Raw genomic sequence first — 25255 nt, 5'->3', positions numbered from 1 at the left:
GCGGGGGTGGGTGCCGGCGGTGTCAGCCGGTGTACGGCTTGGCGCTGAGGATCTTCACCATGGCCGTCTTGCCGTTCGGCAGCTCGTACTCGGCCTCGTCGCCGACGGCCTTGCCGATCACGCCGACGCCCAGCGGGGACTGCGGGGAGTACGTCTCGATGTCGTCGCTCGCGTACTCGCGGGACGCCAGGAGGAACTCCAGGGTGTCGTCCTCGTCGCCGTCGAAGGCGATCGTCACGACCATGCCGGGTCCGACCACACCGGTGTCCTCCGGGGCCTCGCCGACCTTGGCGTTCTGCAGGAGCTGCGTGAGCTGCCGGACCCGGAGCTCCTGCTTGCCCTGCTCCTCCTTGGCCGCGTGGTACCCGCCGTTCTCGCGCAGATCGCCCTCCTCGCGCGCGGCGGCGATCTTCGCGGCGATCTCGGTACGCGCGGGACCAGACAGGTACTCAAGCTCGTCCTTGAGCTTGTTGTACGCCTCCTGGGTGAGCCAGGTGACGTTGTCGCTGGTCTGGGTCACAGGTGCTCCTCGTAGGTACTGGGAATACAAAGCTCGCCCTGCGCGAAAAACCGGCACCTCAAGGGCGGTCTTTCGAACGGGCGAAACCACGAGCCTAACAATGAGTGGCGAAAAGCGGGAGGACATAAACCACGGAGTTCACGTCACCCCAGGTCACCGAGGTGACTCGCCGAGGCTCCACCCCGGCTCCCTACCCACCGCTACCGGGGCGTACACCCGATGAGCTCGGCGGTGGTGGCCCTCGCGGTGGTGCGGATCGCGTAGACCCGGTCGACGCGGGTGCCGGTCTCGTCGACCCGCACGTCCTTGCGGCCCACCTCGGCCCCGTCCTCGGAGCGCGAGCGGAGCGTGCAGACGCCCCGGGCGCCGTCGTCCTTGCGGATCTCCAGGTGGACCTGGACCTCGGAGTCGGAGACCACGTCGAACTTGATCATCTCGGCGCTGATCTTGTTGTCGACGACGTAGTACCAGCCGAACCAGCCCAGCAGGGCGAGGAAGAGGGTGCCGAGCACCGCGCCGGCGATCTTGAGCTTGCGGTCGGCGCGCTCGTCCGCGGAGCGCCCGTAACGCCCCTCGGGCAGCTGCTCTCGCACCGCGCTCATGATCGTTCCTCTCGCTGCCGGGGGGCCGGAATTTTCCCTCCCCCGATTCCGTCACTATAGAGACCTCCCTAGGCGACGAATCACTGAGGATCGAGTCTTGACTGAGCAGCTGCGACTGATGGCCGTTCACGCCCACCCCGACGACGAGTCGAGCAAGGGCGCGGCGACGATGGCCAAGTACGTGTCCGAGGGGGTGGACGTCCTTGTGGTGACCTGCACGGGCGGTGAGCGCGGCTCCGTCCTCAACCCGAAGCTCCAGGGCGACCCCTACATCGAGGCCAACATCCACGAGGTCCGCCGCAAGGAGATGGACGAGGCCCGCGACATCCTCGGGGTCAGGCAGGAGTGGCTGGGCTTCGTCGACTCGGGCCTGCCCGAGGGAGACCCGCTGCCCCCACTGCCCGAGGGCTGCTTCGCCCTGGAGGACGTGGACGCGGCCGCCGGCCGGCTGGTCCGCAAGATCCGTTCCTTCCGTCCGCAGGTCATCACGACCTACGACGAGAACGGCGGGTACCCGCACCCGGACCACATCATGACCCACAAGATCACGATGGTGGCCTTCGACGGCGCGACCGACACCGAGAAGTACCCCGAGGACGAGTTCGGCCCGGCCTTCCAGCCGCTGAAGCTCTACTACAACCAGGGCTTCAACCGTCCCCGCACCGAGGCCCTGCACCAGGCCCTCCTCGACCGGGGCCTGGAGTCCCCCTACGGGGACTGGCTGAAGCGCTGGGACGAGTTCTCGCGGAAGGAGCGGACGCTCACCACCTTCGTGCCCTGCGCGGAGTTCTTCGAGACCCGCGACAAGGCGCTGATCGCGCACCGCACCCAGATCGACCCCGACGGCGGCTGGTTCCGGGTCCCCATGGAGATCCAGAAGGAGGTCTGGCCCACCGAGGAGTACGAGCTCAGCAAGTCCCTCGTGGACACCTCCCTCCCCGAGAGCGACCTCTTCGCCGGCATCCGGGACAATGCCTGACATGAGCGCACACCTGGCACTGACCCAGCTTGTCCCCTTCGCCGCCGAGGAACTGGACAAGAACAAGGTGACCCCCGGCGTCCTCGGGTTCGTCGTCTTCGCCGTTCTGGCGCTGGCCGTCTGGATGCTGATGAAGTCGATGAACCGCCACATGCACAAGGTCGACTTCGTCGAGGCCCCGGACCCGGCCGCCGCCGCCCCCACGACCAAGGGCCCGGCGAAGGACTAGCCCCCACAGCCCGCACGGGGTGCGGGGGCGCCACGGCCCCCGCACCCCCGGGGCGTAGGCCATGGCGCCCATGGCCTACGCCATCCGCACCCCCATCACCTCCCCCGCCTGCCGGCCCGGCACCATGCCCAGGTCCCACGCCTGCCGGCCGGCCGAGGGCGGGGTGCCGCGGTCCAGGACGAGGGCGTAGGCCTCGGCGCAGTCCTCCAGGCGGGGGTCGCGTGCCGCGTGCCGGTCCGCCATCAGGGCGGCGAGCTCCGAGCGTGCCTCGGCCGGGTCGGACAGCAGGGTGCAGCGCAGGAAGCGGGCCCAGTCGGCGCCCCTGCCGTCGCCGTACGAGCCGAACAGCCGGGCCGCCTCCTCGCACAGCCGAAGCGCCTGGGCCGTGCGCCCGTTGCCCGCGTCCACGATGGCCAGCTCCAGACAGGTCCACGCCTCGCCGTGCGCCACCCCGATGCGCTGGAAGTCGGCGCGGGCGTCGTTGAGGAGCTGCCGCGCGAAGCCGGAGTTGCGCAGGTTGCCGGTTTGCGCGGCCCGCTGGTCGCGGGTGACCCGCCCCGAATGATGGCGGGCGCACGCCAGACCGTAGACGTCCCGCATCCGCGAGAACATCGACCGCGCCCGCTCCAGCTCCCGTACCGCCTGGTCCCGCTCGCCCCGCTCCTCCAGCGCGTGCCCCAGGTAGTACAGCGTCCACGCCTCGCCCCGCGCGTCCTCCTGCTCCCGGTGCTTGGACAGCGCCTGCCGCAGCCCCTCCACCGCGGACTCCGCGTCCCCGTCGAGCAGCCGCGCCCGGGCCAGCTGGGTCAGTGCCCAGGCCGCACCGCGTTCGTCGTGCGTCCGGCCGTACTGCTCCAGCGCGATCCGCAGCTCGTGCTCCGCCCGCGCCACCTCGCCCGTCCGCAGCCACACCTGGCCCAGCTGGAAGTGCGCCCACGCCTCGCCGTGCAGCGACTCGTGCTCCCGGTGCAGCGCGAGCGCCCGGTCCAGCAGCCCCAGCGCCTCCACCGGATGGCCCCGGTCCCGCTCGACGGCGGCGAGCGCGTGCAGGGTCCAGCCCCGGTCGGCCGCCAGCGACTCCGGCTCCTGCAGCGCCAGCGCCTCCCGCAGCCGCGCCGCCGCCTCCGCGAGCCGGCCCTGGTGGTGCAGGGTGATGCCGAGCGAGCACAGCGCGAGGGCCGCCCCCGCGTCCTGGTGCGCCTCCTGATAGAGCGACACCACCGAGGTCAGCGTCGTGCGCGCCTTGTCCAGTTCGCCCAGCTGCCGCGCCGCGATACCGGTCCGCCACCGCACCGAACGCGACAGGAGCCCCTGCCCCACCGCCTCCGTCAGCTCGTCAATCTCGCCGAGCCGGTACAGGTCGCCGCGCAGCAGGCAGTAGTCGCACAGCGCGCCGAGCAGATCGAGCACCGTCTGCTGGTCCACGCCCTCCGCGTGCCGCAGCGTCGCCGTGATGAAGCTGGACTCCTCGTCCAGCCAGCGCAGCGCCGCGTCCAGCGAACCGAAACCGTGCCCGTCGAAGGGCACGCCACGGTTGACGCGGGTCGACATCTTCCCGTCGACCATCCGGATCACCGCGTCCGCCAGCTCCGCGTACGTGCGGATCAGCCGCTCCTGCGCCGCTGCGGTCTCCGCCGCGTCCTCCTCCTCGGCCAGCCGCCCCGCCGCGAACGCGCGCACCGCGTCGTGCAGCCGGTACCGCCTGCCGCGCACAGGGGCGAGCAGACCCGCCCGCGCCAGCTCCGCGAGCAGCCGGGCCCCCTCCGCGGCCGTGCCGCCGAGCAGGGCCGCCGCGGCCGCCGCACCGAGCGAGGCGCGCCCCGCGAGCGCCAGCCGGCGCAGCAGCCGCCGCCCGTCCTCGTCCAGAGCCGCGGCGTACGAGGCCGCGAGCGCCCGTTCCACCGGGCCCGCGCCTCGGCCGCCCGCCGTGGCGAGGAGCTCCGCGACCTCCTTCGCCGGCCGCCCGGCGAGCAGCGCGCCCGCCGCGCGCAGCGCCAGCGGCAGCCCGCCGCACGACTCCCGGGCCCGCTCGCAGCCCTCCGCGTCGTACGGGTCCGAGCCCGGCCCTCCCGCCGCGCCGAGCAGCAGTTCCTCCGCGCCCGCCGCGTCCAGTTCCGTCACCGGCAGCACGTGCACCGCGGCCGGCACGTTCGGTCCCAGGTCCAGCGGCTCCCGGCAGGTGACCAGGACCAGGCTGTCCGAACGCTCCGGCAGCAGCGTGCGCACCTGCTCCGCGTCCACCGCGTCCTCGAGGATCACCGCCACCGGAAGCCCGGTCACGTGCTGGTGGTACAGCTCCGCGAGGCGCCGCACCTGCTGCTCGGCCGACGCCCGCTCCCGGAACAGCAGCTGTTCGCGCGGCGCGCCGAGCCGGTTGAGCAGGTGCAGCAGCGCCTCCCGCGTCGACAGCGGCCGCTCGCCGCCCGTGGCCCCGCCGCGCAGGTCCACCACGCAGGCCCCGCGGAACTGGTCCCGCAGCGCGTGCGCCGCCCGCACCGCGAGGGCGCTGCGGCCCGCACCGGGCACGCCGGGCAGCATCACCACCGTCGGCCGGGTGGCCGCCGCCGCCCGGCCCGCCTGCACCCACCGGCTGATCCGCGCCAGCTCCTCCCGCCGCCCGGCGAACGGGGCGGCCGGCTCCGGCAACTGTCCGAAGGACTGCTCCAGGACCGAACGCCGCCGGGCCGCCGCGCTGCGGTCCGCACCCCGCAGCCGCTCGACCGCCTTCCCCGGCGGCTGTCCCGCCGCCCCCAGCAGCACCCGCTGCTGCTCCAGGAACGGCCGCACGCCCCGTACCTCCAAGGCCGTCAGCCAGGCCAGCCGCAGCTGCTCCGCCCCGCCGGGCCGGCCGGCCGCCGCGGCCCTGCGGTGCGCGGCGGCCCGGCGGCCCGCGCCGGCCTTCAGGGCGGTCGCCGCCGCACCGGCCGCCGCCACCACCGCACCCGCGCCGAACGCGGTGCCCGCCGCCGTGCCCAGCGCCAGGTCGCCGCCGACCGCGGCGACGGCCGCGACCGCCGTTACCAGGGCCGGCGTCGCCAGACCGGCCGCGCCGGGGCCGGCCTCCGCCGCCTCGGCGGCCCGCAGATAGGCCGCGTACTCCTCGGCCGCCGACGCCGCCATGGTGTCCAGGGCTGCCCGGCCGCGCGACCGGAGCGCAGCCGCGTCGAGGCGGCCCCCCGAGCGCCGTACCTCTTCCTCCACGGCCCGCTCCCACAACCGCTCGGCCTCGGCCCGGTCACCGTCCCGCATCCGCGTCCCCCTCCGCCGCATTCGAACAGTCCGGTCCTCAGTGTCCTGCGCGACACCCCTTCGCGCGAGGGACCTGCCGCACGGCCCAGTGATCTCAAGGGATCCCCCGGACAAGGGAACTGACCGAACGACAGCCCGTCGACCGCCCGTCCGATGGCGTTCATGTGCCGAATACCGCGTCCGGGTGACGCGCCGGAACCAATCCTTCGCGGGGCAGTTGATCAGGACGCTTCGGTCAACGGAGCAGTTCCGGGCCATCGAGCTCAAGAAGGAAGACTCGTGATCAAGAAGGTTCTTGCTACCGCTGCTGTTGCGGCCACCGTCGCCGGCATGTCCGCGACCACGGCGATGGCGGCCGGCAACGACGGCGGCAGCGCCAACATCATCGGCAACCAGTCGAAGCAGTCCATCGGCAGCAACTCCACCGGTGGCTACATGAGCCCGAACTTCGGTCTCGTGAACGGTGGCGTCCTGCACTGCTTCGACATCCAGAAGGTCCAGGCCCAGGTGCCGATCGGCGTCATCGCCATCCCGGTCGCCGTCCAGGACGTCCTCGGCAACCCGATGGCGAACCAGACCTGCACCCAGAACTCCGTGCAGCAGAAGGGCGACGACGCGCTGTCGCACATCCTGGGCGAGGTCCTCTCCCAGAACGGCAACGTCGGCGGCTGATCTCGGCATCTCCGCTGAAGAAGCCCGACGGAAGCGGCCCCGTTCCTCGCAGAGCCAGTGCGAGGAACGGGGCCGTTCCCCGTATCAGTGCCCCGCCCGCGCCCCGTCCACCCGTGGCGTACGGGCGGTCTTTCCGCGTCGAGGGGGAGTGGTCAGCGAGCCAGGAAGTCGAGGATGCGCCGGTTGACCCCCTGCGGCTTCTCGGCGAGCAGGTGGTGGCCGGCCCCTTCGATCATGGCGCCGTCCGATCCGGCGGGCAGCATGGCGATGATCTCGGCGAGGGTCGCCTCGTCGACCACGGGGTCCTCGGTTCCGTGGAGGTAGAGGGTGGGCTGGGAGGGCAGCTTGTCCAGTACGCGGACCATCTCCCATTGCGGGGTGCCGAAGGTCGCGGCCGGGAAGTTCTGCCGGTAGAGCTCCAGGCCGAGGTGCAGCCTCTCGGGCGTGTTGAGTCCTTCCTTCATGGCCTTGCGGTCCTCGGTGGAGTCGTAGCCGGGGACGTTCCCCGTCCAGTGGTCCCAGAGCCAGTCGAGGTAGGCGAGGTCGTTGGCTGCGACGAGCTGGTCGGCTATGGCCATCTGGAAGAAGTAGAAGTGGACGTACCGCTCGATCCTCGCGGGATCCGCGCTGTCGCGGTCGTAGAACGACAGGGGCGGCACGTCGTTGACGACCACCTTGGACCACCGCTCGGGTGCGGCCGCGGCCGCACCCCAGGTGGTGAAGCCGCCCCAGTCGTGCCCGATGAGGACCGCGTCGGACCCGCCGCCGAGCGCCTCGTGCAGGCCGTTGGCGTCGGCGATCAGGTCGGTGAGGCGCATGCTGCCGTCCGGTGGCACCTGGGACGGGGCGAACCCCCGCATGGTGGGGACCACGGCGCGGTAACCCGCCTCGGCCAGCGCGGGCATGAGGTACCGGTACAGCCGGGGCGAGTCGAAGCCGTGCAGCATCAGGGCGAGCGGCCCCTCTCCCGCTTCGACGTAGGCCAGGTCCAGGCCGTTGACGGTGATCCGCTTGTGCTCCATGTCCAGCTCCTCGGCTCGGGAAGGCTCTAAAAAGAACGTTCTAACAAGCTGGAAGCTAGCACGGCGTTTCGGTGATCCACAAGCTAGAACGAGCGATCTATTCAGTGCCGGTTCACGGGTGGCGCGTGCGGCCGAGCGGGGCGCGCTCGTCGGGTTCGCCGGTCGGGCAAGCACCGCGAAGTCGAGGTCAGCCGGTAGGCGGTGCCGCGGTCCGAGGTGCCCCGGGCGGAAGGGTCACCGTTGCGCAGAAGCGAGCGAGCGCGTGGAGACGCGGGGCTGCTTCGAGTCCACCGAAGGGTGGCGTCGACCAGTCGAAGAAGACGGGCCCTTCTCGATTCGGTGGTGACGGTTCCGCGAGGCCCGGCACGCCCGGAAAGCCCGCTGACAGCCAGACGTCGACAGCAGGGCGACGCCCCGGTTCCTTACAGGACCCCGAGATCGACCGTGACGGAGAAGGGCGCGGTGGCCTTCACGGTGCCGGTGAACACCTCGCCGTCCCGGTAGGACCGGGTAGCGGGATCCAGAACGTAGGTGTAGACGATCGGGAGCCCGGTGGCGGTCTGCTCGACCCGCCAGTAGAAGGGGATGCCCGCCTTGGCGTACTGGTCGGCCTTCACGATCCGGTCCGTGGTCTCCGAACCGGGCGACACGACCTCGACGACCAGCAGTACGTGCTCGGGGCGGGTGGGTGTGAGGTCGATCGTCTCCGCCCGGTAGACGATGACGTCCGGACGGCGGTTGTTGAGCGGAACGTCCTGCAGGCGGACGTCGAAGTCCGTGTCCGCGTTCCAGTCCGGGCCCGCCGCGGCGTCCAGGGCATTGGCCAGGATCCGCGCCGGCCGGTTGTGCCGCTTGGAGGCGCTCGGACTCACGACGACCATCCCGTCCACGATCTCGATGCCGGCGCACTGCTCCTCGGACCAGGAGTCGTACTGCTCCGCGCTGATCTGCGCATGCATCCACGCGGGCGCCACCATCTCGGCGGTCATCGTGTGCCTCCTTCGCGGAGCCTCGGCAGGTCCAGCCCTGCTGTGCCCAGCCTACTGTTCCGAGGTGCCGGGTCGCCCGGCCCGGAGAGCGAGGGAGTCGCCGATCACGCGATGGCCCGCGGCCGGCGCGTGCGGCCGAGCGGGGCGCGCTCGTCGGGTTCGCCGGTCGGGTCGGGCGCTGTGAGAGGTTGGGTCGTATGAACCGGTTGGCTGGCGAGACCTCGCCGTAACTGCTTCAGCACGCTGACAATCCGGTCGATTGGTGGCCGTGGGGGCCCGACGCGTTCGAGGAGGCCAAGCGGCGCGATGTCCCCGTCCTGCTGTCGGTCGGCTACTCCGCGTGCCACTGGTGCCAGTGAACTCGCGAACCCAGTAGTCGGCGGCGTTCACACCTCTCTGATGATCACGCGGCTCCCACAGAGCTTCGACCAGTCGTCGTGGTCGGAAGTCAGGACGATCACGGGCGCCGGGACGCGGAGCGCGAGCGCGGCGACGAGGGCATCGATCGCGTACTTGTGCCCATGCAGCCCGCCTGCGTCCTGAAGCAGCTCCACTGCGGTCAGGGAGTCCTCCTGGCTGACTGGTTCCACCCGCAGCCTGGAGAGCACCCACTTCAAGCGCGCCAGATCGGTCTTCCCGTGTACGGCTTCGGCAATGGTCAGCGCGGACACGAGGACGGGAGCCCCAGCCTGCCGGGATGCCTCGATGCGAGCCGCCATAGCGCGGTCGTTGCGCAGGAGAAGAGAGAGCGCCTCGGAGTCGAGCACCAGCGAGCGGGCCGGCTGCTCCTTCACGCGGCGCCCCGCTCGGCGTTCTCGCCTCCGAACAGCTCCCGTCGAGCGGTTTCGATCTCCTGCTCAGTGAGCGCGCCGTGTTCCTCCTCGTGGGCCGCGACGATCTCGGCGAGCCCGTCCATGGCGAGCTGATGTCTGACAGCCTCGGTGATGTAGCTGGACAGTCCCCGGCGGCCAGTTCGGGAGCGGAGCTCGCTGACCAGCTCGGTGGGCATGGACACGGAGATGTTCTCGGTGGTCCCGGCTCGGGTCGGCTTCATGCCCAGAGTGTAGGACAAGCTCTATTACATAGAGAGGGTCTTGCTGCTCCCCGCTGAACTGGTCGACGGCCAGGCCCGCGCGCCCCCTGATGGTTTCCCCGGGGTGAGGTAGACGCCCACCGAGGGGCGAGTCGACCCCCCCATCCACCGCCGCTTGGCAGGACCCATCGGCCGAGGCGTTCGAGGAGGCCCGGCGGCGTGACGTTCCGGTGCCGGTCAGCGTCGGCTACAGCTCGTGCCACTGGTGTCAGTCAACTCCTACGCGCGGCGCCCGCTCGATGTCTTCGTCTCCGGGGGCGGCGATGAACGGCTCAGCTGGGCCGCAGTCTCGTTCGTCGACGGCACGTGCTCCGGCCCGGTCGGTCAGGGGTGTCTCGCGAGCCGGCGAGGAGCCATGGCCTGCCCGTGCGCTGGAGAGCCGCGGCCCCCATAACGACCTGCATCACACCCACTCCCTCTCTCGAATCCCTGAAGCTGCGGTTCGGACCGGCGGCTGGCGGCTGGAGCTGCGGCTTACTCGAGGGGTCCATGCGCAGTCAGGCTGCGCAGAGAGGCGGTACGTAACCTTTGACCTGATCACCGTCCTTGTCCGAGGGCAGTCGGCAGGCGGTGCCCTGGCGGAGGTGTCCCGGGCAGAAGGGCGCCTGGGGCGCCTCCGAGTTCGGGACGCCACCGTCTCGGCGGACATGGTGTACCTCCTTCGAGGAGCCTCGCAGTTCCGGCGCTGCTGCGCCCAGCCTGGTGTTCTGAGGTGTCGGGCTGCCCTCCTGGCGGGGACGAGGACGTCCGGCACGTCATGGCGCCCCCATACTGGTTCGGCCGAGCGGGGCGCGCTCGTCGGGTTCGCCGGTCGGGTCGGGCGCTGTGAGAGGCTGGGTCGTATGAACCGGTTGGCTGGTGAGACCTCGCCGTATCTGCTTCAGCACGCTGACAATCCGGTCGATTGGTGGCCGTGGGGGCCCGACGCGTTCGAGGAAGCCAAGCGGCGCGACGTCCCCGTCCTGCTGTCGGTCGGCTACTCCGCGTGCCACTGGTGCCACGTCATGGCCCACGAGTCCTTCGAGGACGAGACCACCGCGGCCCTGGTCAACGAGCACTTCGTCGCCGTCAAGGTCGACCGCGAGGAGCGCCCCGACGTCGACGCCGTCTACATGGAGGCCGTCCAGGCCGCCACCGGGCAGGGCGGCTGGCCGATGACCGTCTTCCTCACCCCGGACGCGGCGCCCTTCTACTTCGGCACCTACTTCCCGCCCGAGCCCCGGCACGGCATGCCGTCCTTCTCCGACGTCCTCGACGGCGTCGCCCGCGCCTGGGCCGAGCGCCGGGACGAGGTCGGCGAGGTCGCCGGGAAGATCGTCAAGGACCTCTCGGCCCGCTCCCTCGCCTTCGGCGGCGACGGTGTGCCCGGCGAGCCCGAGCTCGCCCAGGCCCTGCTCGCCCTCACCCGCGAGTACGACGCGAACTCCGGCGGCTTCGGCGGCGCCCCCAAGTTCCCGCCGTCCATGGTGCTGGAGTTCCTGCTGCGCCACCACGCCCGCACGGGAGCCGAGGGCGCCCTCCAGATGGCCGCCGACACCTGCGAGGCGATGGCCCGCGGCGGCATCTACGACCAGCTCGGCGGCGGCTTCGCCCGCTACGCCGTCGACCGCGCGTGGGTCGTGCCGCACTTCGAGAAGATGCTGTACGACAACGCCCTGCTCTGCCGCGTGTACGCGCACCTGTGGCGGGCCACCGGCAGCGAACTCGCCCGCCGGGTCGCCCTGGAGACCGCCGACTTCATGGTCCGCGAACTGCGCACCCCCGAAGGCGGCTTCGCCTCCGCGCTCGACGCCGACTCCGACGACGGCACCGGCCGGCACGTCGAGGGCGCCTACTACGTGTGGACGCCCGAGCAGCTGGCCGACGTGCTCGGTGAGGACGACGCCCGCTACGCCGCCCGGTACTTCGGCGTCACCGAGGAGGGCACCTTCGAGCACGGTTCCTCCGTGCTCCAGCTCCCGCAGACGGCCGGCCCGGCCGACGCCGAGCGGATCGCCTCCGTCAAGCGCCGGCTGCTCGACGCCCGCGAGGAGCGGCCGCGCCCCGGCCGCGACGACAAGATCGTCGCCGCCTGGAACGGCCTCGCCATCGCCGCCCTCGCCGAGACCGGCGCCCTGCTCGACCGCCCCGACCTGATCGAGCGGGCCACCGAGGCCGCCGACCTGCTGGTCCGGCTGCACCTCGACGACGCGGCCCGCCTCACCCGTACCTCCAAGGACGGCCGGGCCGGTGCCAACGCCGGGGTCCTGGAGGACTACGCCGACGTCGCCGAGGGCTTCCTCGCCCTCGCGTCCGTCACCGGGGAAGGCGTGTGGCTGGAGTTCGCCGGCTTCCTCCTGGACATCGTCCTCGACCGGTTCACCGCCGAGGGCGGCGCGCTCTACGACACCGCCCACGACGCCGAGCGGCTCATCCGGCGGCCCCAGGACCCGACCGACAGCGCCGCCCCCTCCGGCTGGACCGCTGCCGCCGGCGCCCTCCTCACCTACGCGGCGCACACCGGCTCCGACGCCCACCGGTCCGCCGCCGAGCGGGCCCTCGGCGTGGTCCGGGCCCTCGGGCCGCGCGCCCCCCGGTTCATCGGCTGGGGCCTGGCCGTCGCCGAGGCCCTGCTCGACGGGCCGCGCGAGGTCGCCGTGGTCGGCGCCCCGGACGACGAGGGCTTCCAGGCCCTGCGGCGTACGGCCCTGCACGGCACGGCCCCCGGAGCGGTCCTCGCCACCGGAAGGTCCGGCGGCGAGGAGTTCCCGCTCCTGCGGGACCGGCCGCTGGTCGACGGGGCCGCCGCCGCGTACGTCTGCCGGCACTTCCTCTGCGACGCGCCGACGACCGACCCGGCCGAGCTGGGCCGCAAGCTGTCCCGCTGAGGTGCCGGGCCGACGCCCCGCCACCGGCGACCGGGGCCCCGGGTGCAGGGCCCGAGCCCCCGGCTAGCCGCAGAGGAGGGACCTGCCGCTGGTGGGCCGGTACTCGCCGAGCGGGGTCTCGCTCTGCGGGGTCGGCTTCGGCTTCGGCAGCCTCTTGTCGGCGCGCAGCCGGGCGAAGACCTCCTCGGCGTACGGCACGTCCCACGAGATCGTCGCGCCGACGTCGGGGATCAGTGGATTGACGGTCTTGATCGGGACGGTGGCGAACTCGGTGCGCCGGGGGGTGAGGCCGCGCAGCCGGGCCGCGAGGGCCAGGAGCTCCGGCGCGCTGATCCCGCGCTCGGTCCTCTCCTGGCCGCGCAGGGTCTCGGCGAACCAGCGCAGCCAGTCGCCGTCGTGGAACAGCCGGGTGCGGACCTCGCGCAGCGTGTTCATCACGAACAGCTGCTGCTTCTTGATCCGCCCGAAGTCCGCCTGCCCGTCCGCCTTGCGGGAGCGGACGTACTGGAGCGCCTCGCCGCCGGGGACCCGGCGGGTGCCCGGCTCCAGGTCGAGTCCGGTGACCGGGTCCTTCAGGTGCGTCCCGGTGCAGACCGGCACGCCGTCGACGACGTCCACCGAGTCCATGAACCGTCGGAAGTCGATTTCAAGGTACCGGTGGACGGGCAGCCTGGTCATCGCCTCGACCGTCTCGATGGCGAACAGCGGCCCGCCCTCCCGGTAGGCGTTGTTCAGCTTCGCCAGGTGCGGCGCGTGCGTCTCGCCGGTGCGCCGGTCGACGTGCTCGGGGAACACGGTGAGCGAGTCACGGGGCAGGCTGACCACGCTGACCCGGTCGTTCCTGGCCGAGACGTGCACCAGCATCATCACGTCGGTGCAGTCGCAGTCCTTGTTCCCGATCCTGTAGGTGATCCGCTCGGCGGGAGTGACGTTCTTCCGCGAGTCGACGCCGACGACGAGGATGTTGAGCCCCTTGTCGGGCGCGGGGAGCGGGGCCGGCGCGGCGGCGAGCGCCCCCGCGCCGAGGGCGGCCAGCGCCGCGGACGAGAGCAGCAGGCGTCTTCCGCGGAGCGGGCGCCGGCGTGAGGGAGGGGGAGAGGAATTCATGGCGAAACGTTAAATCGGCCACGGTCGCACACAAGTGCGCCACGCGACATGGAGTGTTCGAATCACTCTCCCGCAGAGGCTGTGTCATGATGCGAAAACCTCAGCGGAAGGAGCGAATATGGCACCCGATCCCGGGAAATGGGAGCGGATGGCCTTCATTCCGAAGAGCCGATATGTGGCCGACCCGCCGCCACCCGTCGACCGCGAACCGTTTCCCCTCTATTCCTCGCTGGCCCGGCAATGGGCGCTGGACGGGCGGACCGTGCCCGGCATGCCCGACCGCGAGTGGGAACGCCTCACCCGGACGCCGATCTGGCCGCGCTGACCCGGACGCGACGACACGAATGGGCCGGTGCCCGTCCGAGGCAATGGAGTGAAAAAGTGCCGTCGGACGACGTCGTGGTTGCCTTTTCGTGGCAGGGTCGTTGTGAACTGTGCAGCGGAAGGCGGGGGCACTCCAGTGCGTCCGCACATCACGAAAGCCGTGAATTCTCTTCCGCCGCAGAAAGGATCCAGACGATATGAAGTGCAAGAAGGCTGCGGTCGCCGTCGCCGGTCTGCTCATGGCCCTGGGTGCCGCCGCTCCCGCGATGGCCGACTCGCACGCGGAGGGCGCGGCCGTCGGCTCGCCGGGCGTCCTGTCGGGCAACGTGGTCCAGGTTCCGATCCACATCCCGGTCAACGTCTGCGGCAACAGCATCAACATCGTCGGCCTGGTCAACCCGGCCTTCGGCAACACCTGCATCAACGCCTGACGTTCCGGCGTCCCTCGGACGGGGCCGGCCCCGGGGAGTGTCCACACTCCCCGGGGCCGGCCTTCTTCCTGTCCCGGACCCGCCGGCGCGCCCACGCGCCCACGAGCCCACGCGCCGGGGGGAACGACGGGGCTCGGGACGCCCGTGACGAGCGGGGGGCGCGGTGCGGGCGGGCCGGGCGGCCGGAGCGCAGCAGGCGACGGAGCGCCGGCAGCCCCTTCCGTACGGCATGGGCCAGCCAGGCCCGCAGCACGGCGAGCGCCGGACGCGGGTCGTCGGCGGCGAACCAGGCCGTCTCGCCGCCGCCCCGCCGTCCCACCCCGTGCCGCCGGCCGGGCGAGGTCAGCCACGACAGCGCCGCGTAGTTCTCGACGACGAAGCGGCGGCCGTACGCGGGCAGGTGCGAGGGCACCGGGCGGCCCGTCAGGTCCAGGTGCATCGCCCGGACCACGTCGAGCCCCGCCCGGTCGGCGAAGAGCCGGAACTGGGCGCCGGGCCGCGGGTTGAAGTCCAGCAGGTGGTAGGCGCCGGTCGTCCGGTCGAGCCGGAACCCCAGGTCGCACACGCCCCGGTAGCCGAGCGCCGAGAGGAACTGGCGGGCGATGCCGTCGACCGCCGGGTTCGCGGTCCAGCGGCCCACCGCGGTAGACCCTGCCCCTTCGGGCCAGGAGCGCTCCTTGCGGCCGGTCGCCCCCGTCGAGCAGCCGCCGGCGGAGTCCACGTACCCGTGGAAGAACCAGTCGAGGCCGCGCCCGGCCGGCAGCTGCTCCTGGAGCAGCAGCCGGCTGCCGGCCTGCGGGATGCGCGCGTACAGCTCGCGCACCTCGGCGAGCGAGCCGACGACCGTGGTGCCGCGCAGCCCGCCGCCGCCCGGGAGCAGCCAGGGGCGGCTCCACTTGGCGACCACCGGCAGCCCGAGGGACCAGGCCATGGCCGCGGCCTCGTCGGCGCTCGTCGGCAGTTCGGTACGGGGATGGGGAAGGGACAGGGCCCGGCAGGCCAGGGCGAGGCGGGCCTTGTCGGCGACCCGGGAGAGCTGCTCGGGCGACTGCTCGGGCAGCCGGTAGCGGCCGACGAGCTCGGGCCGGCACTCGGCGAGGAACAGGGCGGTGATGTCGTCGAGGGGGACGAGCACCGGAGGGTGTGACGGCGCGTCGGGGAGCTCGTCCGTCATGCGCAGGAGGAGGCGGGTGAGCTCCGCGGGGCTGGGGGTGGCGGGGCACGCGCGGGCGCTGCGGAGGTAGCGGGAGCGGACCACGGGACTGGAGAGCGACTCGACCACCGCGTGGACCGCGATGCCCGCCCGCCCCAAGGACCGTACGGCGCCGAGCGTGCCGTGGTGCAAGGGGTCCGGGGCGAGCCGCACAAGGACCGCGGGGACGCGGGTGTCAAAACTCGGCACGGCATGTCCTTCGTCTCGGGTGCCCCAACTGGGCGAGCAGGAATCCTCTAACGGGCGACGGAACAGATCCAAGCCGCGTTCTCGGTCGGGTTATTAGGAATACTTTCTGAACATCGGACTGATGGTCCGTCACGGGGTCTGCGAAAGAAGGAGCTGCCATGGTCGACAGAAAGAAGAGAACATCGAGGGTATGGCTGGGGGTGTTCACCGCCGGTCTCCTCGCTTCGGGTTCTGTCGTGCTGTCGTCTCCCGCTCACGCGTTGGCCCAAGAGCGCGCCCACGCCACCGCATCAGAATCCGTAACGACCCCGGGCCCCCAACCGACTCTGTCGAGCGCGATGGGGGCCTTTCTCGAATCCGGGCCGCTCGGGGTGGCCCGGATCGGTCAGCTCGAACGGTGGCTCGGCGGGCGGGAGCTGCGCGTCGGCCACACCTACCTGCCCGGTGACCTCTGGTCGAACATCGAGGGCCCGCCCGGCTTCCTCGACGCCTGGGCGGCCTGGCGCAACGAGCGGAAGGACCGCCTGTTCGTCCTGAACGTGCCGATGCTGGAGCGCAACGAGGCCCGGGTCCCCGACCGCGAGGTCCGCCGCCAGCTCCAGCTGGGTGCGGCCGGCTACTACGACCACCACTTCCGCACCCTCGCCCAGCGGCTCGTCGACCTGGAGGCCAAGGACACGGTCATCGTCCTCGGCTGGGAGATGAACGGCACGACGTACACCCACCGGTGCGCGCCGGACCCGACCGCGTGGAAGAAGTACTGGACGCGCATCGTCACCGCGATGCGTTCGGTGCCGGGCCAGAAGTTCCGCTTCGACTTCAACCCGAGCCGTGGCCGGGACGCCGTTCCGTGGACGGAGTGCTATCCCGGTGACGACGTCGTCGACATCATCGGCATGGATTCCTACGACCAGCCGCCGGGATCCCGGTTCGACGACCACGTCAGTGAGCCGTACGGGTTGCAGGCCCAGGTCGATTTCGCGGCCGAGCACGGGAAAGAGATCTCGTACCCGGAATGGGGTCTGTTCCGGAACGGGGACAACCCCGAATACATGCGGCGCATGCTCGAATGGATGAAGCAGCACAAGCCGCTGTACCACACGATCACGGATTACTGCCCGCACGGCGTCTGGCAGTGCGACGACAACCCGCGGTCCTCGCAGGTGTTCCGGCAGATGCTGTACGGCTTGGAGCCGACGGACCCGGTCGAGCCGACGGAGCCGACGGACCCGACCGAGCCGACGGAGCCGACCGACCCGGTCGAGCCGACGGACCCGGTGGAGCCGACCGATCCGACGGACCCGGAGTTCCCCGACCCGGAGTTCCCTGACCCCGAGTTCCCGGACCCGGCGGATCCGGAGTTCCCGGACCCGGAGTTCCCCGATCCGGCGGATCCGGAGTTCCCGGACCCGACCTTCCCCGAGCCGAAGCCCGAGCCGAAGCCTGAGCCCAAGCCGGAACCGAAGCCTGAGCCCAAGCCGGAACCCAAGCCGGAACCCAAGCCGGAACCGAAGCCCGAGCCGAAGCCTGAGCCGAAGCCCGAGCCGAAGCCTGAGCCCAAGCCCGAGCCCAAGCCGGAACCGAAGCCCGAGCCGAAGCCTGAGCCGAAGCCCGAGCCGAAGCCGGAACCGAGGCCCGAGCCCAAGCCTGAGCCGAAGCCCGCCTGCTGGACCGTCAACCTCGGTTCGTGGGTGGAGAGCTGGATCGGTGGGCCGGTGTGCGTCGCGACCGACTCCTGGAAGGACACCCTCAAGGACTCGGCCAGCTGGAAGGACGGTCTCGACCTCGACCTGAAGGGCACCTTCCAGGGGGTCTGGCCCTTCTGACCGTCACCGACGGCCCCCCACGGCGGCGGAGGAGCTCATCCTCCGCCGCCGTTCGCCGTCCGGCGGAGCCGTGCGAGCCGGCCGAGCCCCCGTCCCAGCCACTCCCGCTCCCGCGCCTGCCCGGCCACCCAGCGCCGTCCCGCCGCCGCGCCCGCGCGCAGCCACAGCAGCGGGGCCGCGGCCCGGCCCGCCAGCATGAGCCGCTGGTTGGTCACCGTCTCGGGCCGCCAGTGGTGCTTGTACGGTTCGGCGCCCCGCAGCAGGCTCAGCGTGGTCCGGCCGCTCGCCTCCGCCTCGCGCGCCCCGTGCCGCAGCAGCATCGCCGCCACGTCCACCTTGCGCGCCCGCAGGACGGGGTCCGCCCCGTACAGATAGCCGCCGGCGAGCCACGGCGACCGCAGCGTCAGGTCCACGCACACCACCTCGCCGTCGAGCCGGAACTCGGTGACCATCGCGTCCCCGGACTCGGCCATCGCCCGTACGGCCCGGGTCAGATGACGGGCGAAGCGCTCGCTGGTGTGCTCGGCGGTCACGCCCCGGCCCTGCCACTGGAGCCGATGGAGCTCCAGGAGCCGTTCCACGGCGGCCGGCACCTCGGGTCCGGCCGCGATCCGCTCGTCGATGCCGAGCGCGTCCAGCTTGCGCAGCTTCGCCCGCACCCGCTGGGCCCTGTTCGACGGGACCCGTTTCAGCAGGGCGTCCATCGGCGCGGCCGGCAGCTCCAGGCACAGCGAGTCCGCGAGCCGCCGCCGGGGGCCGCGCCACGCGTCGTGGAGCCGCTCGGCCGCCGCCCCCGGCCGTACCTCGCGCAGATCCAGCACCGCGCCCCGCGTCAGCCGGGCCAGCGCGCCGGCCAGCGCGGGCACCGCCTCGGGGCAGCCGTCGTCGACCAGCACGTCGGAGAAGTCGGTGATCGAGCCGCCGAGCGCCGTGAGCACCGGCAGCGGACCGGCCGCCCGCATCAGCGGCGCCGCCGCGACGAGCGTGCCGTCGGCGCGCCGCACCAGGACCACCCGCAGGGCGCCCGGCCGGCCGTACGAGAGCCACCAGGAGTGCAGCCACGCGTGCGACTGGAAGGGCGTCGCCGCCGAGCAGCGGCCGTACAGCGCCGTCCACTCCGGCCCCAGCCGGCCGAACTCCGCGCCGTCCCGGCAGACCTCGGTGCGCAGCCCGCCGCCCGGCGCCGCGCCGAACCCGCCCCGCCACACGACGCGGGGCGCGCGGCGTGCCCCGGTGCGCGCTCGCGTGGACAGGGAGCCGCCGGTCACACCGCCTCCGGTTCCGGCTGCTGCGAGGCCGTCGACGGCCCCGGCACCGCTGCCGTGCCCTGCCGCGAGTGGCGTGCCTCCGCCCGCGCCGCCCGCGCCGGCCGCTTCGGCCGGACCAGCAGCACCAGCCCGCCGAGCAGCCCGCCCGCGCAGGCGCCGACGAGCGCCGACAGGGACGCGGACGGCGACACCGGGTCGACCGGCTTGGTCGCCCGCGAGAACTGGACGACCTTCACGCCCGTGTTCGCGGCGACGTGCGTGCTGTTGACGACCAGCGCGCGGGCCACCCCGTCGGCCATCGACACCGCCGTCGCCGGCTTCGCCGACCGAGCGGTGATCGAGATCATCGGCGCGTCCGGCGAGGTCGACGCCTGCACGCCCGAGCGCAACGCGTCCGCGGAGACGCCCGCCCACACCTGGGCGTCGCCGGTCAGCGCGATGTCCGTGGCGACCCGCCCGTACGCCTGCGCGAAGCCGAGCGCGGCGGACGGGTCGGACTTCTCGCCGGGCACGACGATGACATAGCTGGTCGCCGCGTACTGCGGGGTCTTCACGGCGCCGTAGCCGCCGCCGAGGGCCGCGCCGGCGAGCACGGCGGCCGGCAGCACCATCCAGCGGGCCGGGGCGAGGAGGGAGGGACGTGGCGGGATCCTGGTCATGGTGCAGCTCTCACTTCACGGGAAGGTGGGTCGCGGGAGGACGGGGCACGGGAACGTGGGGGCCGTGGACGGCCCGCCGGTAGAGGGACAGCAACTGCCGGGCGCTGTGCGCGATGTCGTAGCGCCGCACGGCCTCGGGCGGCGGCAGCCGGTCCGGCCCGGTGCTCCGTGCCGCGCGGAGTTCGCGCAGCGCGCCGGTCAGTTCGGCCACGGACGGCCCGATCCGGCGCGCGCCCGGTGCCGCGTCCGGCGGCAGGTCGTCGATCGCCGGGCAGGCCGCGTACAGCGCCGGCAGCCCCGCCGCGAGCGCCTCGACGACCGCGAGGCCGAAGGTCTCGTCGGGGGAGGTGGACACGAAGACGTCCATCGCCGCGAGCAGCGACGGCAGATCGGGCCGGCCGCCCGCCGGGTGCGCCGGCGGATCGGGGAAGGCGCCCGGGAGCAGCACCCGGCCCCGGGCCCCGCACTCCTCGGCGAGCCGCAGCAGTTCCGCCCGCCGGTCGCCCTCGCCGACGAGCAGCAGCCACGCCTCAGGGACCGCCGCCACCGCCCGCACCAGCCGGTCGAACCGCTTCCCGGCCGCGAGCCGCCCCACCCCGCCGACCACGAACGCGTCGGCGGGCAGGCCGAGCACCGCTCTTGTCATGGCGCGGGCGCGCGGGTCGAAGGCGAAGCGGTCCGTCTCGATGCCGTTCGGGACGACCTGGATACGGGACGGGTCCACCCCCCAGGCGGCGAGCCGGCGGGCCACGCTCGGCGAGACGGCGACCGTGGCGGTGCCCAGGCGCTCGGTCGCCAGATACAGGGCCCTCGTGCCCGCCGACAGCGGCCGGCCCTCGATCTGGGCGTCGCCGAGGGAGTGCTCGGTCGCGATGACGGACCGCACGCCCGCGAGCCGGGCGGCCGGCCGGCCGTAGACGCACGCCCGGTACAGGTGCGTGTGCACGAGGTCGTAACCGCCCTGCCGGATCAGCCGGGTCAGCCGGGGCAGCGCGCCGACGTCCCGGTTGCCGGTCATGCCGAGGTGGACGACCGGCGTGCCGTCCGCCTCGATGCCCTCGGCGACCGCGCCGGGGTTGGTGAGGGTCACCACCCGGCTGTGCACGGGGAGGTGCCGGAGCAGCAGCCGCAACTGCTGTTCGGCGCCGCCGATGCCGAGCCCGGTGATCACGTGCAGGACCCTGAGCCCGGGCCCGCCGTCCACCGGCCGCTCGCCGTCCACCGGCCACCCGTCGTGCGCCGCCGCGCCCTCGGCTGCCGCGCCCTCCGCTGCCGTCCCCTCCGCCGCCATGCCCTCCGCCGTCCTGTCCGGCGCCGTCACGCCGTCCGTCCTCGTCCCGTCCGTCCTCGTCCCGTCCGTCCTCGGCCCGTCCGTCCTCGTTCCGGTGCCGTCCGCCGGCACCCCGTCCGCCTTCCTGCCGTCCGCCGGCACCCCGTCCCCCGTCGTCCCGTCCGCCTTCCTGCCGGGTGCCGTCATGACAGGACGCTCCGGGCCGGGTCGTCCTGCGCCGGGATCAGATCGGCCGGACGGCGCCGCCGCAGCGGGTGCAGGAAGCGCTTGGCGGTGAGCCGCCACGCGGTGTCCTCCTCGCCGACGTGGACGCGGGGCAGCGCGTACGTACCGGACAGCGGCCCCGGGTCGATCGCGCAGGCGTACGCGTAACCGGCCTTGCGGACGGCCCGGACCACCCGCGCGTCGACCGACCCGTACGGGTAGCAGAAGCCGTCCACCCGCTCGCCGGTGATCTCCTCGATCAGCTCCCGGCTCTGCCGGGTCTCGGCGGCGAGGGTGGCGTCGTCGGCGTCGGCGAGCGGGACGTGACGCAGCCCGTGCGAGCCGATCTCCATGCCCGCCGCGGCCGCCCGCCGGATGCCGTCCTCGTCCAGGAGCGGCTTGCGCGGCCCGTCCGCGTCCCAGGCGTTGTCCCCGCCGAGCCGTCCCGGCAGCACGTACACGGTCGCCGTGAACCCGTGCCGGCGCAGGAGCGGCACCGCCGACTCCACGAAGTCGGCGTAGCCGTCGTCGAAGGTGAGCCCCACCAGGCCCCGTTCCCGCCCCTCGGCGGTCGCCGCGAGCAGTTCCCGCACGGACACCCCGCGCAGCCCCCGGTCGCCCAGCCAGTGCAGTTGGCGGGCGAAGCGCACGGGGGAGACCGTCACCCGGTACGGGTCATCGGGCACCTCCGCGATCGAGTGGTACATCGCCACCCACAGGGGAGGCTTCGGCAGCAGACGACGCAGCACGGCGGCGGGCATGGGAAGTCCTTCGGCGGGGAGTACGGGGCAGGGGAGGGATGTCGGGCGCCTTGGGGGCACACCGGAGGAACAGCAGGAAGACGCCGCCCACCACCACGGCGGCGACGGCCAGGGAGAGCGCGGGCGGGCGGACGGCCAGCGCGCACAGCCAGGCCGCGCCGGTGGCCCACGCCCCGGCGGTCGCCAGCCGCAACAGGCCCTCGCCCAGCCGCCGGACGTCCACCGGGACGGACTGGCGGTGCGCGCCCAGGAGCAGCATCACGGCCGTCAGGGTGATGCCGAGCGCGTTGGCGCCCGCGATGCCGACGGCGCCCCACGGACGGGCGGCGACCACCCCGGTGACGGCGGTGACGAGGAGCCCGGCACCCATGGCCGACGCCGGGTACCAGAGCGGGCGGGCCGCCGAGAAGTAGCAGCGGACCAGGGCGCCCACCATCGTCTGGCCGAGCAGCCCGAGCGCGTACACCCGCATCACGGCGGCGGTCGCGGCCGTGTCGCCGGCGTCGAACGCACCGCGCTGGAACAGGATCCCGACGATCTGCGGGGCCGCGGCGATCACGGTCGAGGCGCCGACGAGGACGACGACGGCCGCGAGCAGCAGGTCCCGCTCCACACGGCTCCTGGCCCCCTCCTTGTCCCCGGACGCGAGCGCGCGGGCGACGACGGGGAAGCTGACCGTGCACAGCATCAGCGAGAGGATCATCGGCATCTGCGCGACCTTCTGCGCGTAGTTCAGATGCGAGATGGCACCGGCCGGCAGCGGGGAGGCGAGGAACCGCTCGACGAGGATCTGCGACTGCCGGGTCAGCGCGAAGACGACGACCGGCGCGATCATCCCGAGGACGAGCAGCCGCGTCTCGCCCGGTGCCGCCGCGCCCGGCTGCTCGTCGAGGGCCGGAGCCCCCCCGAGGACCGGCCGCCTGCGCAGCTCCCGCAGCAGCGTCGGCGCCTGGACCAGCACCATCAGCACCCCGCCGACGGCGACCCCGGCGGCGGCGGACCGCACGCCGAACGGCTCCCGCCAGACGAGGGTGGTGCCGATGATGCCGACGTTGTACGCCACGTAGATCGCCGCCGGCGGCAGGAACGAGCCGTGCGCGCGCAGGGCCGCCGAGCAGTAACCGGCGAGCGCGAACGACAGCACGCACGTCGCCGTGAGGCGGGTGCAGTCCACGGCGAGCCGCGGGTCGGGGAGCCCCGGAGCCAGCGCGGCGACCAGGAACGGGGCGCCGGCCACGAGGAGCGCGCAGACGGCGGCCACGGTCACCAGGAGGCGGGGCAGGGTGGTCCGTACGAGGGCGCGGACCGGGTCCCCGGACCGCGTGCCGGTACGGCGCGCCAGCGCCCGCGAGAACGCCGGCACCAGGATCAGCGCCATCGCGTCCTCGATGAGCAGCGTCGACGCGAACTCCGGCACCGTCCACGCCACCAGGAACGCGTCGGTCTCGGCACCGGCGCCGAAGTACCCCGCCAGGATCTGGTCGCGTACGAGCCCGAGCACGGCCCCGACGGCCGTGAGCGCCGCCGTCACCACGGCGGCGTGCAGCAGGAAGCGCCCGGGCGACCGGCGCGCGTGCCGGCCCCGGGCGGTGGTGGCCGGGGGCGGCTCGGCCGGGACGGGCCGGGCGCCGTGCCCGAGCGGCCGCCCGCCCAGCAGCGGAAGCCGGGCCTCGCCCGGCACCGCATGACCGCTGATCCCCCCGCGACCGAGCACCGCGGCCCGGGGCGCCGCCCCGACCCCGGCGATCTGCCGGTACGGCGGCAGCTCGCACAGCGTGTCCACGGCCCCCACCGTCGCGCCCGCCGCCCACGGATCGGTCACCGCCCGGTCACCGCCGGCCGGCGTCCCCCGGGCCTCGGCCTGCGCCGATCCGGCGGAGACGCTGGTGACGTGCCGGGAGAGCCCGCACAGCGCGTCCACGGGGTGCGCGGCCGCGGCCTCCGCCCCGGTCCAGGGGTCCAGCGGTCCCGTGACGGAGTCACCGGACGGGTCGGGCGGGGCCGGCCGTCGGCCGTGGTCGGGGCCGGTGGCGGCGAGCGGCGCCCACGGGTCGGGCGGCAACTGCGCGGCCCGCTCGGACAGTCCGCACAGCGCGTCCACGGGAGGGACCGACGCGGCCTCCGCCCCCGTCCAGGGGGCCAAGGGTCCCCGCACGGGCGCGTCCTGCCCGGCCGGGGGCAGCGGCCGCCCCTCGCACCCGCCCGGCGGCCGTACGCCGCTGTGCCCGTCGGCACGGCCGGTGGGCGGCCCGGCGGGCCGTACGTCCGGGGCCGCCCCGTTCGGCGGCATGCAGGCGGCGCCGGGCCCGACCGGACCGTCCGGTCCGGTCGGCGGCCACGGGGCGGAGCCGCCCCGGCCGGGGGTGGTGTCCGTCGGGTCCTGGGGGCCGCCCCAGGGGTCACGCACGCCGCACCTCCGCCAGCGACCACCACGCCGCCAGGCCGAGCACGACCGACACCAGGACCGTCGACGGGCCGCCGATGTCCGCGTAGAAGAAGTCGATGAGCTGCCAGGACAGCAGGCCGATCGCGACCAGCGCGCACTCGGCGCCGAGCCGCCGCCGGCTCAGGGCCGCGACCAGGAGGGCCACCCAGCCGCCCGCGAGCGCGAGCAGACCGATCAGGCCCTGCTCGCTCAGCACGAGCAGGTACATGTTGTGCGGCGACAGCAGCGGCTGCCGGGTGAACCCGGCGCCGGCGCCGGCCGTGTCACTGCCGGAGGACAGCGCGAGCGAGGCGTTCGAGTCGCGGTACGAGGGGAAGCCCTTCAGGCCCACGCCCGTCAGCGGCTCCGCGCGCCACATCCGGCCCGCCGCCGCCCACATCGTGTACCGGTCGGTCACCGACTGGTCCGGCGCCGCCGTGACCTGCGTGATGCTGGCGACCCGTTCCTTCACCATCGCCGAGCCGACGCCGAGCCCGCCGACCAGCACGACCGCCAGCGCCCCGACGACCAGGGCGACCCGCCCCGCCCGCCGCAGGCCCGAGAGGACCAGCTGGAGCGCGCACGCCAGGACGGTCGCGATCCACGCGCCCCGGCTGAAGGAGACGACGAGGGGCGGGAGGAGGAGCCCCGCGCACACCAGCGCCGCGGTCCGCGCCCGCCCCGGCCGTCCGCCGAGCGCCAGACCGGTGACGACGACCAGGCCGTACGAGACGACCGTCGCCATGCCCATCACGTCGCTCGGCCCGAACGTTCCCACCGCCCGGATGTCCTCGCCCTGGTAGGACGCGCCGGTCCCCGTCAGGTACTGCACCACGCCCACCGCGCCCTGCAGCAGTGCCAGCCCGACCAGGGCCCACGCCACCAGGGCGAAGTCCCGCCGGTCCCGGATCATCAGCAGCACGGCCGCCGGCACGAGGACGAAGACCTGGAGGTAGCGGGCGACGCCCGGCAGGCTGGCACCGGGGTCGTGGGAGGTGATCGCGGCCAGGCAGACGCCGATCACCGGCAGGCCCAGGACGACCGCCGCCGTCCGGGTCAGCGGCCGGGCACCACTGCGCAGCACCCGCACCAGACACACCAGCACCAGCAGCCCCGACGCGGCGTCCGCGACCGTTCCCGTGCCGCCCGTGCCGCCCTGCGCGTCCCCGCCGCCCGGCACCAGCAGCAGCGCGATCACGGCGAGGACGGGGGACAGCGCCCCGGCCCTGCGCGCCCAGTCCCGTACCTCGGGACGGGTCTCGCGTCCGTCGGGACGGCGTTCCCGTGCCTCGGGACCGGCGCCGGGCAACGGCACCGTCACGGCCGTGGTCATCG

Annotated in this window: 21 protein-coding genes and 3 pseudogenes; 9 read left to right on the top strand and 15 right to left on the bottom strand. The window is 73.5% G+C overall.

The annotated features are described in order from the left end of the window. Nucleotides 1-22: 22 nt before the first annotated feature. Together greA and ABD954_RS12235 are read right to left on the bottom strand one after the other, a co-directional pair. The gene (greA, locus tag ABD954_RS12240) at nucleotides 23-520 is read right to left on the bottom strand and encodes a transcription elongation factor GreA (protein WP_345485992.1); all 498 of its coding nucleotides are present in this window, start codon (nucleotides 518-520) and stop codon (nucleotides 23-25) included. Between the two features lie 200 nt (nucleotides 521-720). Beyond that, a complete protein-coding gene (locus ABD954_RS12235; RefSeq protein ID WP_345485990.1) occupies nucleotides 721-1122 on the bottom strand; it encodes a DUF4307 domain-containing protein in 402 nt (133 codons plus the stop codon). Between the two features lie 97 nt (nucleotides 1123-1219). On the opposite strand from ABD954_RS12235, the gene mca reads away from it, so the two are divergent. After that, the gene (gene mca / locus ABD954_RS12230) at nucleotides 1220-2101 is read left to right on the top strand and encodes a mycothiol conjugate amidase Mca (RefSeq protein ID WP_345485988.1); all 882 of its coding nucleotides are present in this window, start codon (nucleotides 1220-1222) and stop codon (nucleotides 2099-2101) included. Then, nucleotides 2094-2330 carry a hypothetical protein gene (locus tag ABD954_RS12225; RefSeq protein WP_345485987.1) on the top strand — a complete coding sequence of 79 codons (237 nt, stop codon included), beginning with the start codon at nucleotides 2094-2096 and terminating at the stop codon, nucleotides 2328-2330. Before mca ends, ABD954_RS12225 begins: the two co-directional genes overlap by 8 nt. Nucleotides 2331-2405: 75 nt before the next feature. On the opposite strand, the gene ABD954_RS12220 is transcribed toward ABD954_RS12225, so the two are convergent. Next, nucleotides 2406-5579 (bottom strand): tetratricopeptide repeat protein, encoded by a 3174-nt coding sequence (locus ABD954_RS12220; RefSeq protein WP_345485986.1) that lies wholly within the window; start codon nucleotides 5577-5579, stop codon nucleotides 2406-2408. A gap of 279 nt (nucleotides 5580-5858) precedes the next feature. On the opposite strand from ABD954_RS12220, the gene ABD954_RS12215 reads away from it, so the two are divergent. After that, nucleotides 5859-6251: a rodlin gene (locus ABD954_RS12215; protein WP_345485985.1), complete on the top strand. Its 393-nt coding sequence runs from the start codon at nucleotides 5859-5861 to the stop codon at nucleotides 6249-6251. A gap of 152 nt (nucleotides 6252-6403) precedes the next feature. On the opposite strand, the gene ABD954_RS12210 is transcribed toward ABD954_RS12215, so the two are convergent. Beyond that, nucleotides 6404-7273, bottom strand: coding sequence for an alpha/beta fold hydrolase (locus ABD954_RS12210; protein WP_345485983.1), 870 nt, complete (start codon nucleotides 7271-7273; stop codon nucleotides 6404-6406). 422 nt (nucleotides 7274-7695) lie between these two features. Then, the gene (locus ABD954_RS12205) at nucleotides 7696-8262 is read right to left on the bottom strand and encodes a Uma2 family endonuclease (protein WP_345485981.1); all 567 of its coding nucleotides are present in this window, start codon (nucleotides 8260-8262) and stop codon (nucleotides 7696-7698) included. A 230-nt stretch (nucleotides 8263-8492) separates the two neighbouring features. On the opposite strand from ABD954_RS12205, the pseudogene ABD954_RS12200 reads away from it, so the two are divergent. Next, a pseudogene (locus ABD954_RS12200) lies at nucleotides 8493-8615 on the top strand (DUF255 domain-containing protein); the annotation flags it as partial. A 33-nt stretch (nucleotides 8616-8648) separates the two neighbouring features. Here the strand turns inward: ABD954_RS12200 and ABD954_RS12195 are convergent. Next, nucleotides 8649-9056 (bottom strand): type II toxin-antitoxin system VapC family toxin, encoded by a 408-nt coding sequence (locus tag ABD954_RS12195; RefSeq protein WP_345485979.1) that lies wholly within the window; start codon nucleotides 9054-9056, stop codon nucleotides 8649-8651. Then, complete coding sequence (locus ABD954_RS12190) at nucleotides 9053-9316, bottom strand: hypothetical protein (RefSeq protein WP_345485978.1); 264 nt, start codon at nucleotides 9314-9316, stop codon at nucleotides 9053-9055. Before ABD954_RS12190 ends, ABD954_RS12195 begins: the two co-directional genes overlap by 4 nt. Before the next feature lie 155 nt (nucleotides 9317-9471). Between ABD954_RS12190 and ABD954_RS33615 the strand changes: the two are divergent. Both ABD954_RS33615 and ABD954_RS12185 read left to right on the top strand, forming a co-directional pair. Beyond that, nucleotides 9472-9564 (top strand): annotated as a pseudogene (locus ABD954_RS33615) (DUF255 domain-containing protein); the annotation flags it as partial. A gap of 633 nt (nucleotides 9565-10197) precedes the next feature. After that, on the top strand, nucleotides 10198-12222 hold the full coding sequence (locus tag ABD954_RS12185) for a thioredoxin domain-containing protein (protein ID WP_345485976.1): 2025 nt from the start codon (nucleotides 10198-10200) through the stop codon (nucleotides 12220-12222). A gap of 63 nt (nucleotides 12223-12285) precedes the next feature. On the opposite strand, the gene ABD954_RS12180 is transcribed toward ABD954_RS12185, so the two are convergent. Continuing rightward, entirely contained in the window at nucleotides 12286-13329 is a 1044-nt protein-coding gene (locus tag ABD954_RS12180; RefSeq protein ID WP_345485974.1) for an LCP family protein, read from the bottom strand. Nucleotides 13330-13447: 118 nt separating this feature from the next. Here ABD954_RS12180 and ABD954_RS12175 point away from each other — a divergent pair, with 118 nt between their 5' ends. Further along, the gene (locus ABD954_RS12175) at nucleotides 13448-13654 is read left to right on the top strand and encodes a hypothetical protein (RefSeq protein WP_345485972.1); all 207 of its coding nucleotides are present in this window, start codon (nucleotides 13448-13450) and stop codon (nucleotides 13652-13654) included. 196 nt (nucleotides 13655-13850) lie between these two features. Continuing rightward, nucleotides 13851-14084, top strand: a complete 234-nt coding sequence (locus tag ABD954_RS12170; RefSeq protein WP_345485971.1) for a chaplin — start codon at nucleotides 13851-13853, stop codon at nucleotides 14082-14084. On the opposite strand, the gene ABD954_RS12165 is transcribed toward ABD954_RS12170, so the two are convergent. Beyond that, a complete protein-coding gene (locus tag ABD954_RS12165; protein ID WP_345485969.1) occupies nucleotides 14074-15486 on the bottom strand; it encodes a carboxylate--amine ligase in 1413 nt (470 codons plus the stop codon). The two genes, ABD954_RS12170 and ABD954_RS12165, sit on opposite strands and share 11 nt — an antisense overlap. Before the next feature lie 158 nt (nucleotides 15487-15644). On the opposite strand from ABD954_RS12165, the pseudogene ABD954_RS12160 reads away from it, so the two are divergent. Further along, nucleotides 15645-16838: pseudogene (locus ABD954_RS12160) on the top strand (glycoside hydrolase family 26 protein); the annotation flags it as partial. A gap of 509 nt (nucleotides 16839-17347) precedes the next feature. Here ABD954_RS12160 and ABD954_RS12155 read toward each other — a convergent pair. The 6 genes from ABD954_RS12155 to ABD954_RS12130 form a co-directional block, all read right to left on the bottom strand. Then, nucleotides 17348-18520, bottom strand: a complete 1173-nt coding sequence (locus ABD954_RS12155) for a GNAT family N-acetyltransferase (protein ID WP_382745895.1) — start codon at nucleotides 18518-18520, stop codon at nucleotides 17348-17350. Nucleotides 18521-18576: 56 nt separating this feature from the next. Continuing rightward, a complete protein-coding gene (locus ABD954_RS12150) occupies nucleotides 18577-19239 on the bottom strand; it encodes a YveK family protein (protein ID WP_345485968.1) in 663 nt (220 codons plus the stop codon). A 10-nt stretch (nucleotides 19240-19249) separates the two neighbouring features. Beyond that, entirely contained in the window at nucleotides 19250-20560 is a 1311-nt protein-coding gene (locus ABD954_RS12145) for a glycosyltransferase (RefSeq protein WP_345485966.1), read from the bottom strand. Nucleotides 20561-20712: 152 nt separating this feature from the next. Further along, nucleotides 20713-21495, bottom strand: a complete 783-nt coding sequence (locus ABD954_RS12140; RefSeq protein ID WP_345485964.1) for a polysaccharide deacetylase family protein — start codon at nucleotides 21493-21495, stop codon at nucleotides 20713-20715. Further along, on the bottom strand, nucleotides 21410-23176 hold the full coding sequence (locus ABD954_RS12135) for a lipid II flippase MurJ (RefSeq protein ID WP_382745897.1): 1767 nt from the start codon (nucleotides 23174-23176) through the stop codon (nucleotides 21410-21412). Before ABD954_RS12135 ends, ABD954_RS12140 begins: the two co-directional genes overlap by 86 nt. A gap of 718 nt (nucleotides 23177-23894) precedes the next feature. Further along, nucleotides 23895-25253, bottom strand: coding sequence for an O-antigen ligase family protein (locus tag ABD954_RS12130; RefSeq protein WP_345485962.1), 1359 nt, complete (start codon nucleotides 25251-25253; stop codon nucleotides 23895-23897). Nucleotides 25254-25255: the final 2 nt, after the last annotated feature.

The organism is Streptomyces roseoviridis (assembly GCF_039535235.1).
In the GTDB taxonomy this organism is placed as follows: domain Bacteria; phylum Actinomycetota; class Actinomycetes; order Streptomycetales; family Streptomycetaceae; genus Streptomyces; species Streptomyces roseoviridis.
This window is presented reverse-complemented; position numbering and strand designations above follow the sequence as displayed.